Below are 14,329 nucleotides of genomic sequence, written 5' to 3'. Positions count from 1 at the left end.
AATTTACTTGTCGTGGCTCACACTTCCCTTACATGATCAGCTGTACCAATGATCTTACCCTCTTGAGCGAAAAGGAGCCAATCAACAATCCGAACGTGATCAATGAGCAGCCTAATACTTTTTGTAAGGATATCGCTTCTTGAAACAAAATATTTGAGCCTAAAATAGCAAATATTGGCACCAGTAACGTAAACGGGGCTACCTGTGAGAGAGGATATAAAACTATCATACGATTCCAGATCCAGTAACCAAATAATGTTGTAGCGTAGGCTTGGTATAAAATAGAAAACACTGCCATCCCCGTCAGGTTATCAAGCAAGGTCGTGAAAGCAGAAGCCCCAATCTGAAAGTATGAAATTAGAAAAAGCGGGATCGGTGCAAACAACATGGACCATAAGGTAAACGCGAATGCATTTTTGGTATTTGACTTCTTAATTAAAATCCCAGAAATAGACCATGCAAAAGCGGCAACGAGAATAAGTACAACTCCCTGAACATTTACCGAACCATCCGTAACCATCAAGCCAACGGCTAGCCCACTCAAGGAAATTAACGAGCCGATTAAACGGCTCGGGGTGACCGATTCCTTAAGTAAGAACCAACCAAGGCATAGCCCAAATATTACATTAGTTTGCAGCAGCAAAGCCGCCATGCCAGGAGATAAACCGCTACTGATAGACCAAGTTGACAACCCCCAAACACCGACGCCAAACGTTAGGCCATAACCGATGAGGTAAAATAGGTGTACATCGGGCTTTTTCACAAAGAATATGGCTGGGATCACTGCCAAGGTAAACCTCAGTCCAGTCAACAACATGGGATCAATGCCATTCAGTCCCAGTTTGACCATAGAAAAATTAATTCCCCATATAGCCATAATAAAAATACACAGGGCATAGTCTTTTATATTCATTCGTTAAGTTGCCATTGAGCAAACTGCTTGGCGTAATAAGTAACAATGAGATCTGCACCTGCCCGTTTAAACCCTGTCAGGGTTTCCAGTACCGTTGCCCGCTCATTTAAGACGCCGATGTTAGCCGCGCATTTAATCACAGCATATTCACCACTAACTTGATAGGCGGCAAGTGGTAAAAGGGTGTTGCTGCGCAATGTGGATAAAATATCTAAATATGGTGTGCCTGGCTTAATCATTAATATATCGGCTCCCTCTTGCTCGTCCAGCATTGCTTCATGAAGCGCTTGTCTCGAATTGGCATAATCCAGCTGATAGGTATGCCGATCCCCCTTAAGCTCACATGCTACTGCATCTCTAAACGGACCGTAGAATGAAGAGGCAAACTTGGCCGCGTGGGCCAAGATAGCAACATGGCTGAAACCTTCCTTGTCCAAGCCTTGGCGGATAGCCATCACCTGTCCATCCATCATTGCCGAAGGGGCTAACATATCGGCACCTGCACGAGCTGCATTAATGCATTGCTTCACGAGGTTTTCAACTGTGGCATCATTATCTATGCTCTGCTGTTTCAGCACGCCACAATGACCATGGGTTGTATATTCGCAAAAGCAAATATCAGGGATCACCATCATATTCGGACACACTGTCTTAATGGTCGAAATCATCCTCGCCAAAAGCCCTTTGCTATTCCAAGTATCACTGCCACAGTTGTCTTTGTGGTGACTAATACCAAATGGCATGACGTAGCGAATCCCTAGTGCATTGAGCGCTTCAATTTCAGCGCCAAGCTGAGCTTCAGGAATCCGTACCAGACCAGGTAAACTCGTTATGGGCACTGGGTTGGTGATATTTTCCTCGATAAATATCGGATAGATTAAATCACTTAATTTGACTTCGTATTCTCTTACCAGCTCTCGCATATTAGGAGATGAACGAAGACGGCGTAATCGTTTAATTAAACGAGATCCTGAAGTGTTACTTGAATAAGGCATATGTACTCCGTGGGGATATGCGGTAATAATTAACTTTTCCATAAGTTCGCTTTAGGTCTCGTGATAAAATCGAGAGGATCCTAGCAGATCTCAACATAATTCATGCCCCCAAAAAATAGGGACAAATAATTCCTCCACACGGTTACCGTCGACGTAAAAATGCCACACTAACGGTCACGCCAGAATACTAAAACAACAGAAAATTGTATCGTGATTAGAAAGACGACCTTAAACGACTCATTTTATGAGTTGATTAAACCCCCTATTCGCATCATAGCGTGATGCGAATAATCGCTTTTCTTTTGAATCAGGAGTTGCATCAAGAGTTGAATCAAGAGTTGAATCAAGAGTTGAATCAAGAGTTGAATCAAGAGTTAAATCAAGAGTTAAATCAAGAGTTAAATCAAGAGTTGAATCAATAGATGGTTAAGCAAGGCATCTATCCTGACACTGGGGGAATACAAGCCAGTATCAACACTTAGGCAACATAAGTCGCAAAACAAGCAGCGCGACCGCTACTCGCCACCTTAGCATGCTTGTGCTGTGACCTAGAGAATGGGCTGCTTGGTGAAATCAGCCTCAGGTGGACGCTGTACCCGTTATCATTTAAAAGACTAACGAGGTATTCGGCGAAATTCCACAACGGCCTCACGATACAATTCGCCTAACCGGCGGTGAAATTAACCTGATACAGACCCTATGATCCACCGAAAAAAACTTAGATTATCCTACTGCTAATTTTGCAGCTTCATGCCACATAGCGTCCGGCATAGGCGTCATTAATTTCCAAGTAATATTCATGGGTTGAGTCCCCGAGTGCGCCATGTAAATCACTTCGCCAAAATTGACAAAACCCATGGTGCGGCCGTTTTCATCTGTCGCTTGCTCACGCACAAACAAAATCAATTTACGACCCTCTTTTTCATGCTCAATGTAACCCAGACCTCTGCCATATTCGGGCCTTGCACTATTTTGAGATTGCCAATGGAATAACGATTCATTGATCGCGTAATCATGGTACATGGTCGTTGGTGAAAATTGTTTAACTGACTTTTTCAAGGTCACAAACAGCAACTCAACATTAAGCGCTTTAAGGACTAAAACGCCTTCACGGGCAGTCGATTTTTTGCCAAAATAACTTGCGCCACTGGCTGCAAGTATCTGCTCTCTGGTATATCTTGAATGTACTTTCAAAGATGGGATTGCAGGGATAAGCATTTCAAGTTCATTATGATGTATACGCTCAATAAGTAACGATATGACATCAAGGAGTTCAGCTTGTAATTGAGCATGTCTCAACGCTGCTAAGCTTTGCTTAATGCTGGTAAAACCTAGCTCGGCGCCCGACTTATCCCAAAAATTATAATGGCACATTAGTGCAAATTGGCACTGAGTTGCATCCATATCGTCGAAGCTGAAATTATCAATAATTAGCTGCTTTAAAAACTGTAAATATGAGATAGAACTGCAAGCAAACAAATGATTATTGATCGCGCGATAATAGGCTTTAGCCAGACTCGCATCTAAATTTGGCTCATTTATTTGGTTTTTACGTGCGCTCTCAACGAGTTCTAACCAGCTCATCTTTAGCTTATAAATATCTTCTAAATTAACATTTGGATTAAAGCGTAAAAAATTAACCAAGCTTAAGGTAAGCGTACTTTGGTGCCCAAAATTGTTAATGAGCTGTCGCAGCCTGCTAGCATTCATGGTTGCACGGCTAATATTTCGTAAAATCATTGCCTGAGTCTGTTCTTCTAGCTCGATCCGACAGCCTAATGGCAAGTGAGGAAAATCATTGGTTATCTCATCTTTAATCGATTGATTCGTTTTACCAACCAGCGCGCGAAACTTTTGCGAAAAGTCATATTCATCACGAGAATTACCCACAAAGTCCAATACCGTGCAGCACTGTTTATCATCGGTTAAACGCAATCCACGCCCTAACTGCTGCAAAAAGATGGTTAAGCTTTCAGTTGGACGTAAAAACAATAATGTATCAACGTTTGGAATATCGACACCTTCGTTGAAAATATCCACCACGCATAATATGTTCACATGACCGCTAATTAAACTCTGGCGTTTTTGTTGCCTCTCGTGACTATTATCACTGGTGAGCACATCCGCACTAATACCGGCTAGGTTAAACTTACTCGCCATGTATTCTGCATGTTCTTTGCTGACACAAAACGCCAAAGCTTTTATTTGATGAATGTCAGTGACTGTATCATTCAGGCTGCTAATAATGCGCACAACTCTTTGTTCATTATGAGTATATAAATGACTTAGCTCTGCAATATCATATCGCCCTTGATGCCATTTAATTTTGCGAAGATCGGTATCATCATCAATAGCAAAGTATTGGAAAGGACATAAATAGCGCTGATTGATTGCTTCGGGTAAACGAATTTCAGCCGCGATTACGCCACAAAAGTCATCCAGAATGTTTTGCCCATCATGACGCTCTGGCGTGGCGGTTAACCCCAATAAAATCTTGGGTGAGAAATGCGCTAATAATCCTCGATAACTATTAGCAGCGATATGATGTACTTCATCGATCACAATATAATCATAAAAATCAACGGTGAGCGGTAAGCTTAATAATTGCAGGTTTAAGCTTTGTACCGAAGCAAACAAGTGCCGGTAGCTATTAGGCTTGTGCTCAGCAACCCACAATTCACCAAACTGATTATTTTTCAATACACCACGGTACGCAGACAGAGCTTGCTTAAGAATTTCTTGCCGATGAGCCACGAATAAAAAGTTGGCTTCTGGGTGCTGTTTATAAAAACGGGCAAAATCAAACGCTGAAATAAGTGTTTTACCTGTGCCCGTTGCCGCAACCACTAGATTTTTATAGCGCTGATGAACTGTGCGCTCAACATCCAGCTGTTCAAGGATTTCTCGCTGATGTGCAAAGGGTTTTATATCAAAATGAAATGCGCTGTCGTCACTGTAACCGCCCTTAGCCTCACGTAATGCTTCTTGAAGCTTGTTTTTAGATCCAATATCGCCCTTAAATAATTCAAATTCACTGGATTGCCAATATGATTCAAAGGTGTTGAGGGATTTATCTATTATGTGGGGGATTTCTTGGGTGGTTATTTTTAAATTCCATTCAAGGCCACTGGTTAGCGCAGAATGGGACAAATTCGATGAACCTATGTATCCAGTATGAAATCCTGTATTACGCAGAAATAAATAGGATTTCGCATGCAGGCGCTCGCGCTTAGTGTTGTAACTCAATTTAACTTCTGTGTTAGGCAGGCTAGCTAAAAACTCGACCGCCTTAGCATCTGTCGCCCCCATATAAGATGTGGTGATGATCCGCAGGGTTTTCCCGCTTCGAGTGAACTCTTCAAGTTCATTTTTAAAAATTCGAATGCCGGCCCACTTAATAAAAGACACTAACCAATAAATTTTATCCGCTGAACGGATCTCGCGCTTTAACTCTGTGTCCAAAGAAATTCCGGCATTGCTGCCACAAAAAAGTTCACTTTGACTTAACCCTGTTAACGGGTAAATAGCCTTAGTAAACGCTGGAAAGTCTGTCGCTATAGGATTTGTTTTATCAAATAGTGCCGTTAATATACGGCCTTTACTATCGAGTAAATTTTCAGTGATCAATTGATCATCTTGAACATGATCTTTTAACCACAGCACCAACTTATTTGCTAAGCCGATTTGCTCTGTGAGTTGATTATCGCCACTGGGAATTGCACCTATGGCACACTCGATAATCTTGCTCAAAAACCTCGACAGCCAAACACTGGCCTCCGCGCTCTCTAATGGCCGCTCACCTAGATAAAACACATCACGATTGATGCTTTTATCTATCAGCTGAGTGATGAGCTTTTCATAAATACCAACTTGTTCCATGTCAGATAGGCCTTTAAAAAGTAAAGAGGATCAGAAGCATGATATCAACGCCAGTGCATTATGACTATTAATGATATTTATCAATAGTTAAACATGTGACAAGGTACTGAATAGATGCGCCATGGCAATTTGCCAGCAGACCGTCAGCCCCATGGCCGCTCTTTGGCATCTGACTTACATGGAAGTGGGAAATGTCATTATGATGATGGGATCATCATTGACCATGCCATCGCGGCATTTATGAGTCCTTTCACATCAGACGAGGCTGTTCGACTTAAGTTTAAATCAAGTGCCATGGACGACTTTGGTTTACATAACGTTGGTTTAAATAGATGCGGTTTACACTGAAGGCGGCGTGTCAGTACTTCTTGGTTGTACTCAAGCATCATGGTCAGCCAGTACTCAGGGTTCCTGTTAAACACCCACTCGCTGTAGATAGCTATCAAGGCGAACTAAAAGACGCTACTAGCCTGTACTGCACGCCTTTAACCAACACTTTTTTACGCGTAAAAGTGCGCATGAGTAGTCCGGTTAACACCTACCAAAGCTATGAAGTTCAAAGAAATAGGACTAACCCATATCAAATGGATTTTTTGCTGTTCCGTCATTAAGTAATTCAGACGCGATGGCATTTACCTCAGCCTGAACATACGCCCAGTATTCAGGATTATCTAGGGTTCTCTCTTTAATTTGCTTAGGGATAAAGCGGCTCATTTCCATGTTGAAGTCGTTACGTACTTCATCTTCTGTCATCAGTTTGCCCAACTGTACAGACAGTGCTTGACGAAAATCTTCGGTTTGCTTCTGTCTGGCGACGAGTTTTTTTTCAACCAGTGTCTTTGATAAGTTAATGCCGCGTTGCTTGATCCAAACAATATCCCATATATCACGAGGCTTTATGCGCCTTGCGCGATACGCTAACGCGATCAGCTTATCAGCCAGTGTTTCTTGTAAAGACTGTACCGGAACCAAGATCCCTTCTGTCGGTACAACGATGTCGTAATGATTGAGTAACGGGCGCTTTTCGATATCGAATGACGGAATAGCACAGACGTCAATATGCATTTTTTGCCGAGGCAAATCAGGTCGATTAGCCTCTTTTATAATACTAATTTTCCAAGAAACTGTATCCCCCTGCTGCTCGCCGGAAGGTTTGTTGACCCAAACTTCTGTTTCATACTTGTTCTGAATATAGGTTTGGATTTCGGACTCCAACCCATCAAACTCCGAGGGTTTGAAATCATGACCGCCGTTAAAATCAAGGTCTTCCGACAGTCTGCTGCTGTTGTAGCACATACGTAATGAGGTGCCACCAATAAAGGTCAATCGCTGCATAACACCCTGTTTGATCAGCACATCCATAATGTCATGATGCAAGATCTCTTTTTCTATAACAGGTGTCACTGCTGCATAGTCAGGGTTTGCTTGGACGATTTGACGAATTTGCTGCTTCAACATACTTTCTCTCCCACACTCTGCCTCATACTTAGCTCTCCAACATATGTAGATTGCGCTGACAGTGTTTTAGGTCAGCAATCGCTTGTTCTTTGTACGCTCGGTACATTTTGATATCGGGGTCATAGTACAAATTGGGAGCAACTTGCTCGATTGGCTTTTTAGTATGGGTAAATTCGATCACGCCATAGGGCGTATCAAAACAACCACTTCGACCTTTAGTCACCACAGTAACTCTGCCCATCACGATTTGTGAAATATCGCCTGTATGACTGAGCTGGCTTTCGAGGCTGATGTAGTTCAATACGCCACTTCGCAGCTTTTTGATAATTTTATAAATGGCAGTCTCAGGCTCAGGAGGTGTAATAACGCTTTCATAGAAACCTTTAATCACTCGTCTTAGTCGTCTTTTCTTTACGCAATCTGTTAGGAACTTTCTAAAGGCTGGGTCACAAGGCACACCAAGCATAAAAGCCAGCTCAGTTGCACTGTGAATGCCGCCGCCCGCTTTAACCGCTTTTGCTAATACGTTTAATAGCTCATCTGATTTTGCCATAGGTCTACACTAAGATACCAATAGAGTAACTTAGTGTAGTCCTACGCCTGAGTTTGGACAAGATAAAAGTCTATAAAATATCATTTTTACCCTGCCATCGCGGCATTTGTGAGTCCTTTCACATCAGTCGGGGCTGTTCGACTTAAGTTTAAATCAAGTGCCATGAGTTTCTGCAGCACACCTAACAAAACACTTTTACGCGCGTAAAAGTGCCATGAATCACACTTTTATGCGCATAAAAGTGCGGATTTACACATTTTATTGCGCATAAAAGTGTGGTCATTGCTATACTCTTCGCTATAAATGCACCCTCTCGGTAAAAAGCAAAGATGCAGCGTACGTTACTAGACTCATTGATAGCATGGAAAAATCAGCCTATGCGTAAACCATTGCTGATTGATGGTGCTCGCCAAACGGGTAAAACCTTCTTACTGAAAACGCTTTTCGGTAAAACATTTACCCATATATTGCGCATAGACTTTCTGGAAAATCCTGCCTACAAAGAAGCCTTCGATGGCTCACTTTCACCAGATGAGTTATTGATGAACCTTGAGCTTATCACCAACCAATCCTTTAACCCCGAAACAGACTTACTTATTCTGGATGAGATTGGCGAGTGTGAACGCGCTGTTACTTCTCTTAAATATTTTGCAGAAAAAGCACCGACCTACTTTGTGGCGGCAAGCGGCTCAAACATAGGTTTACTTAACACCTTTCCGGTTGGCAAGGTCGAGCAATACAATTTACGTCCTTTGACCTTCCAAGAGTTTATTTATGCATCCAAAGAAGCGCCCTTGATCAAGGCATTTGATACACAAGTGAACTCACCTGCAGCGCACAGCAAATTAATGGATAAACTCACGGATTATTTTTTTACTGGCGGTATGCCTGAGGCGGTTGCCGCCTGGTATCAATTCAAAGATATCAGCATTTTGGAACGCGTTGAAAAGGTGACTAAAATACATTCTGACTTAGTCGCTGGATACCAACGTGACTTTGGTAAGTATGCCGGTAAAGTGGATGCGACCCTGATAGAATCCGTTTTTAATAGCATCCCAGCGCAGCTTTCTTTGGTGATGGATGATTCTGTTAAACGCTTTAAGTTTAAAAACGTTCACGAGCGTAAATCTCGCTATAGCGATTTTGAAACGGCTATTCACTGGCTAAGATGCTGCCGTTTAGCCCTAGCTAACTACGCCATTGAAGGCACACCCAAAGCGCCACTTGCCGCCTACAAAAAAGACAATAGGGTTAAGTTGTTTCTGTTTGATGTGGGCTTGCTTAACCATATGCTCCGCTGCAGCTATAAAGAAATAAAGCAACAAAACTACGAGTACAAAGGCTACATTGCTGAAAACTTTGTTCAGCAAGAGCTCACCGCCATGGGTTTAGACCCGAGTTACTCTTGGAATGATGCACGAGCAGAAGTCGAGTTCATTGCCTCAAATGATGAAGGTGCCATTTTCCCAATTGAAGTAAAAAGCGGTAAACGCACTCGTGCTAAATCGCTGGCATCCTATATAGACAAATGTGCACCGAGCAAAACATTCAAACTCACGGGTAGCCAGGGTTCTTCAGCATTAGAGCAAACCAATATAGTGATGCCGTTATATTACACCCAATACTTACCTTCAAAATGGTAACTGAAATCTCCATCCTAAATTTAACCAGCCACACATAGTTAAATTTTCACGCAGGCTTTTTAACGTCAGCAGGTTACGCCAATGCTGAAAAGGTGAGCCATGACGCTTCACCACGAGAAAGGTGAGACGACCATCAGCCCCATGGCCGCTCTTTGGCATCTGACCCAGTTTTTAAACAGTGCCCCAAGTAATAACAGTATTGTGGGCATGGTTGATTATTGGCTAAGCCAGTTTTGCTGAATGTTATGGATTGAGTCTTGATATGTCGACGGAATCGACACAGAAAAAAGTTATGTCGAAAAAACAACAAAAAATCGACATATCAATTTGAAGCCATACACCCTTTTTATGACGGAAATGGCCGAACGGGTCGTATTTTAAACGTTTTGTACCTTATTGAATCTGGTCTTTTAACGCTACCTATTTTGTACTTAAGTCGTTTCATCGTTCATAACAAACAAGACTATTATCGCCTTTTGAACCAAGTAACCAAAGCTCAAAATTGGGAAGAGTGGCTGTTATTTATGCTAAAAGGTGTCGAGCAAACTGCTATATGGACCTGTGAAAAAATCACAACGATTAGAGCACTTATGGAAAGTACAACAGATCACATAAAAGCACAGCTACCCAAAATATATAGCCATGAGCTTGTTCAGCTTATTTTTGAACAACCCTATTGCCGTATCAGCAACCTAGTTGAACGTGATATTGCAAAACGCCAAACTGCTTCAAGCTATTTAAAGCAATTAACTGATATTGGTGTGCTGCAAGAAATCGACTCAGGAAAGGAAAAATTATTTGTACATCCACGCTTGATGAAGCTAATGACAAAAGACAGTAATAGTATTAATGCTTTTTGAGGCGAGCAATATCCCTAGCCGCTTAACAACGACTTGCCATTGCTTAACCGCATTTAATACTTCATCGTAAATTTGAGTGGCTTAGGCTTGAGAAAGCCGAGCTGCTTGATGAAACAAATGCTGGGATCCCAAGCGACTTGCGCTTACAAAATACTGCTGAAGCAGTAATGCCAAGCTGTTTGGCTAACATGGGATCGGGCATTGTGCCTAATTTGGCCACGGCCTCAGGATTGGCCCATGTGCCTTGGTGACCGGTCCAGATAGGAATGTTGAGCTTAATACGTTGTTTCGATATCACGTTCGAGGTCACTTTAAAGCGATATGCTAGGCGCTCATCGGCCATGGTGCCCAGTAGAGCGAGGCGTTTTTTAGTCCAACGAAACGGCTTGCTACTCAACAAAGGTTTTATCTTCATTTCAATGCGTTTGTTGCGCACCGCCGTTGAGCTTATACCGATAAGTTTACCCGTTTGGGGATCAGATAATGTTCCCAACAAGGCTAATTCACTCGCCAGCCAACGTCTAGGTCCATGATGGGCAGGGATCTTGAGTGATTCGCGCTTGTGCCTCACCGCAGCGACATCACAATGCCACATTTGAGCTAAGGCTAGGTCTTCACTGCGACCTAGGGCTGACAATCTTAACGCATTCCATTCGGGCTCTGACAAAATTCGATAAGGCTTTATATGCAGCGCTTCCCGGCGGTACTTCACACTCAAAGGACTCACGGCCATCATCTTGGCAATTTCACGATCGCTCACTGTGCCTAGCAGGGCTTCCTGCTCTGGGGTCCACTTTATTTGATTTTTCCTGGGCAGTTTCGGCGCCGGTGCCAAGCCTCGAAATAATCGATTGACTCTTATGGGCCAACGACTGATATCAAACGTCTTTGCAAGCTCGACATCAGACTTGATACCCAATAGGCTCACGACGGCTGGCGGTATACTGGGCGGCGAAGGCGGATCGATAGCATTCAATGCAGGAATCGACAACAGCAGACGCTTTAAATACACAGAGGCCACGCAAATCTCAAAATATTCAGCAAAATCTTTATCCGAAATCTCGCCTAAATTATCTAGCATCTGTTCACTCCACTCGATAGTGGCGCTGCGGCGAAACGGATCTACGCCTAATTGATAGCGCCTATGAGTGACCTGCAAATGATTTATGTTGAGTTTTTCTGCGATAATATTATCAAAATCAGTCCCTAAGAGCAGATCCTCTTCCGACGTCCACTGGTGGCGCGCACTGCCTTTTCGCAATAACTCAAATATGGGGGGTACAAATGCTAAAATGTTCAATTGATCTCGACGAGCGTTAACGATAGCGCGGGTCGTCTCCAGCAAGCGGGCCACTTGGGTGTCTGGCATAGTGCCCAACAGGGCATCCGCTTGCGCCGTCCAGTCAAAGCTGCTGCGCTCAATATCCGCATGAACCGTTGGGATTTGATGCAGCACACGCAGATCCCGCACTTGATAAGGGCGAACACCAAACGTCGCCGCCACTTTAAAATCACTCATGGTGCCTAATGCGGCCAGTAATTCTTGGGATGCGTGAATAACCTCTTTCATGTTACACCGTCATATCTATTTGAATCATAGCCTTAGATTAGCAGTAGATTTCATTAACACCAGCGCCCAGTTCCTTGGCTTGTTGGCGGCGTCTCATAAAATTTAACGAACCACCCATTGCTAAATTTTGGATGTTATCTTTTAAGTCAACAGATTACGCCAATGCTAAAAAGGTGAGTCATGACGCTTCCCCAAGAAATAGGCGAGACGACAGTCAGCCAGAGCTCAGGGGCCCTGTTAAACACCCACTCGCTTTAGTAGTCATAACTATCAATCGAGCAAAAGCCGCTCATGAGTTTCTGCCCACAGCTAACAAAACACTTTTACGCGCGTAAAAATGCCACGACCAACATTTTTATGCGCATAAAAGTGTGGCCATGGTTAAGTTGTTTCTGTTTGATGTGGGCTTGCTTAACCCTATGCTCCGCTGCAGCGATAAAGAAATCAAACAACTACGCTACGGCTTTGTGTCCATGAAGAAGGCGGCTACATTGCTGAGGTTCAGCTACTAAAAACTTTGTCCAACAAGCGCTCACCGCCATGGGCGTTGACCCGAGTTACTCTTGGAATGATGCACGAGCAGAAGTCGAGTTTATTTTGGCAAATGATGAAGGTGCCATTTTCCCAATTGAAGTAATTGGCTACGTTTGTCTTTTTATTCAATCCATTTTAGCTGTGTGCGATTAATACTTGGCACAGTGGCGAGTTGATGTAGTAATTGGCTCGACCGACTTTTTGTTTCGCCAAAAAGCCGTGCTCGACCAGTTGTTCTAAATACTTGGTGGCGGTGATACGCGTGACCCCAAGCTCTTCGACAATAAAGTCAATTTTGGTGTAGGGGTGGTTAAACAGGTTATTGAGTAAATCTTGGCTATAGAGCTTTGGCAGTTGCTCACGAATACCCTGTTTGACATTCGCCATGAGGGTTTTCATTTCGGTGATCAGAGAAATGGTATTTTGCGCGGTGTCGATAATGCCATCGAGCATAAACAGTAGCCAAGGTTCCCAATTGCCACTATCACGTACCGCTTGTAAGTTGGCGTAGTAGTTCGCTTTGTGATGAATAATAAAACGGCTTAAATACAACACGGGTAAATTGAGCAGATCTTTGGTGACCAAGTACAAAATATTGATGATACGACCGGTGCGGCCATTGCCATCGTAAAAAGGATGAATAGTTTCAAACTGGTGGTGGATAATGGCCATTTTAACTAGCGGGTCGGCATCGCACAATTCATCGTTATTGATAAATTGCACTAGGTTATCCATCAAGCTGGCGATCTCGTCGGCATGTTGTGGTGGTGTGTATACCACTTCGCCGGAACGGGCATTTTTCAAGTCGGTTCCCGGTAGCTTACGTAGCCCTGCGGTGTTGTGCTCAAGGTTTTGCTGAATGGCGAGAATATCGCTCAGGCGAATGAGCTTGCTTTGTCTGGCGCTCTGAAAGCCTTGTTTTAATGCATAGGCGTAATCTTGTACTTCTTTGGTTGCGGGGTTGGTAATGGCCTCTTCAAAGAGGTTGGCTTTGTAGAGTTCATCATGGGTGGTGACGATGTTTTCAACTTCAGAGCTGTCTTTTGCCTCTTGTAAGGCCAACGTATTGATTAAAATAGCCTCATTGGGAATGCTTGCCGCCACGCCTTTTAGTTCGGCCAAGTAGCGATGCGCTTCAGCCGTTTTTTTGAGCACAGCACGGGTCTCCCATTGCTCAATGTTGGCCAGTGGTAAGGGGGCAATGGGGGTAGACATAGCTAAATTTCTTCCTTTTTTATACGCGATGATAATTTAACACATAGATTTTCCCGTAAATTATACATTTTCCATATGTAATGTATAGTTTTAGCATTTATTTATACATTTTAGCATTATGCTTGCCGCGCTTTGACACTGTTGCTTAGGCGCAGGCCTCGGCTGGCCCCTCTCTTTGTATAAACCTAGGGCCTGTTGATCTTTCAAGGTTGTTTTTGCAGCGAATTGTTGGCCATTTGTACAAGGCAGAGACTTTGAGGTGTAGTTATTCTACATAAAAAGTCGATAACGCCGTAAAAATGGCCAACAAACGCTGCCCGAAGGGTTCGGCTAAAAACGTTTTACTCTTTGTTGAATGGATTTTGCTTAGATGACTAGGCATCAATCCATTCGCCTCGATTAAAATGTCTTTAACTCGAACAAAACTCAACCAGCAAAGATCAACAGGCCCTAGGCATAAAGGTACTGCGGCCAAAGTGCGGTTTTGGCCTTCACATCGAGCAAACGCAAAGAAGAAAGAGAGCAATTGAGAGACTGCTTTATACTCGGCTAGAACGTAATAACACTTTCATGCGCATAAAAATGTAAAATTTCACACTTTTCGGCGCGTAAAAGTAAAACTCCGCGACTTGAGTACTTGCCTGCACATTTTGAGTCCACTGGGGATCCAACAATCAGAGGTCTACACAAAGTTACCTTAATTGGTAAC

At 43.2% G+C, this 14,329-nt stretch carries 10 protein-coding genes and 3 pseudogenes; 5 read left to right on the top strand and 8 right to left on the bottom strand.

Going from position 1 to position 14,329, the window contains the following annotated elements; all coding sequences use genetic code 11:
• Nucleotides 1–28: 28 nt before the first annotated feature.
• From SDEN_RS01610 to SDEN_RS01600, 3 genes are all read right to left on the bottom strand, one after another.
• Complete coding sequence (locus SDEN_RS01610) at nt 29–913, bottom strand: EamA family transporter (protein WP_041405631.1); 885 nt, start codon at nt 911–913, stop codon at nt 29–31.
• On the bottom strand, nt 910–1,908 hold the full coding sequence (gene hemB, locus SDEN_RS01605; RefSeq protein WP_011494765.1) for a porphobilinogen synthase: 999 nt from the start codon (nt 1,906–1,908) through the stop codon (nt 910–912). The genes SDEN_RS01610 and hemB overlap by 4 nt, the downstream gene beginning before the upstream one ends.
• 723 nt (nt 1,909–2,631) lie before the next feature.
• The gene (locus tag SDEN_RS01600; protein WP_011494763.1) at nt 2,632–5,787 is read right to left on the bottom strand and encodes a DUF3427 domain-containing protein; all 3,156 of its coding nucleotides are present in this window, start codon (nt 5,785–5,787) and stop codon (nt 2,632–2,634) included.
• 332 nt (nt 5,788–6,119) lie between these two features.
• Between SDEN_RS01600 and SDEN_RS20435 the strand changes: the two genes are divergently transcribed.
• Entirely contained in the window at nt 6,120–6,398 is a 279-nt protein-coding gene (locus SDEN_RS20435; RefSeq protein WP_157599810.1) for a hypothetical protein, read from the top strand.
• Here the strand turns inward: SDEN_RS20435 and SDEN_RS01590 are convergent.
• Nucleotides 6,358–7,245: a nucleotidyl transferase AbiEii/AbiGii toxin family protein gene (locus tag SDEN_RS01590; RefSeq protein WP_011494762.1), complete on the bottom strand. Its 888-nt coding sequence runs from the start codon at nt 7,243–7,245 to the stop codon at nt 6,358–6,360. The genes SDEN_RS20435 and SDEN_RS01590 overlap by 41 nt on opposite strands.
• Before the next feature lie 28 nt (nt 7,246–7,273).
• On the bottom strand, nt 7,274–7,798 hold the full coding sequence (gene abiEi, locus SDEN_RS01585; RefSeq protein WP_011494761.1) for a type IV toxin-antitoxin system AbiEi family antitoxin: 525 nt from the start codon (nt 7,796–7,798) through the stop codon (nt 7,274–7,276).
• Between the two features lie 329 nt (nt 7,799–8,127).
• Here abiEi and SDEN_RS01580 point away from each other — a divergent pair, with 329 nt between their 5' ends.
• From SDEN_RS01580 to SDEN_RS01575, 3 genes and pseudogenes are all read left to right on the top strand, one after another.
• The gene (locus SDEN_RS01580) at nt 8,128–9,441 is read left to right on the top strand and encodes an ATP-binding protein (protein WP_011494760.1); all 1,314 of its coding nucleotides are present in this window, start codon (nt 8,128–8,130) and stop codon (nt 9,439–9,441) included.
• A 99-nt stretch (nt 9,442–9,540) separates the two neighbouring features.
• Nucleotides 9,541–9,681 (top strand): hypothetical protein, encoded by a 141-nt coding sequence (locus tag SDEN_RS20430; protein WP_157599809.1) that lies wholly within the window; start codon nt 9,541–9,543, stop codon nt 9,679–9,681.
• A 74-nt stretch (nt 9,682–9,755) separates the two neighbouring features.
• Nucleotides 9,756–10,301 (top strand): annotated as a pseudogene (locus SDEN_RS01575) (Fic family protein); the annotation flags it as partial.
• 61 nt (nt 10,302–10,362) lie between these two features.
• Here SDEN_RS01575 and SDEN_RS01570 read toward each other — a convergent pair.
• Complete coding sequence (locus SDEN_RS01570) at nt 10,363–11,871, bottom strand: hypothetical protein (RefSeq protein WP_011494758.1); 1,509 nt, start codon at nt 11,869–11,871, stop codon at nt 10,363–10,365.
• Nucleotides 11,872–12,230: 359 nt separating this feature from the next.
• On the opposite strand from SDEN_RS01570, the pseudogene SDEN_RS20425 reads away from it, so the two are divergent.
• Nucleotides 12,231–12,507: pseudogene (locus SDEN_RS20425) on the top strand (DUF4143 domain-containing protein); the annotation flags it as partial.
• Nucleotides 12,508–12,540: 33 nt separating this feature from the next.
• Here SDEN_RS20425 and SDEN_RS01565 read toward each other — a convergent pair.
• Nucleotides 12,541–13,620: a Fic family protein gene (locus SDEN_RS01565; protein WP_011494757.1), complete on the bottom strand. Its 1,080-nt coding sequence runs from the start codon at nt 13,618–13,620 to the stop codon at nt 12,541–12,543.
• A gap of 145 nt (nt 13,621–13,765) precedes the next feature.
• Nucleotides 13,766–14,002, bottom strand: a pseudogene (locus SDEN_RS20765) (hypothetical protein).
• Nucleotides 14,003–14,329: the final 327 nt, after the last annotated feature.

The organism is Shewanella denitrificans OS217, assembly GCF_000013765.1.
GTDB lineage: Bacteria > Pseudomonadota > Gammaproteobacteria > Enterobacterales > Shewanellaceae > Shewanella > Shewanella denitrificans.
Note: the sequence above shows the minus strand (reverse complement) of the source record. Positions and strands in the feature narration are given on the sequence as shown.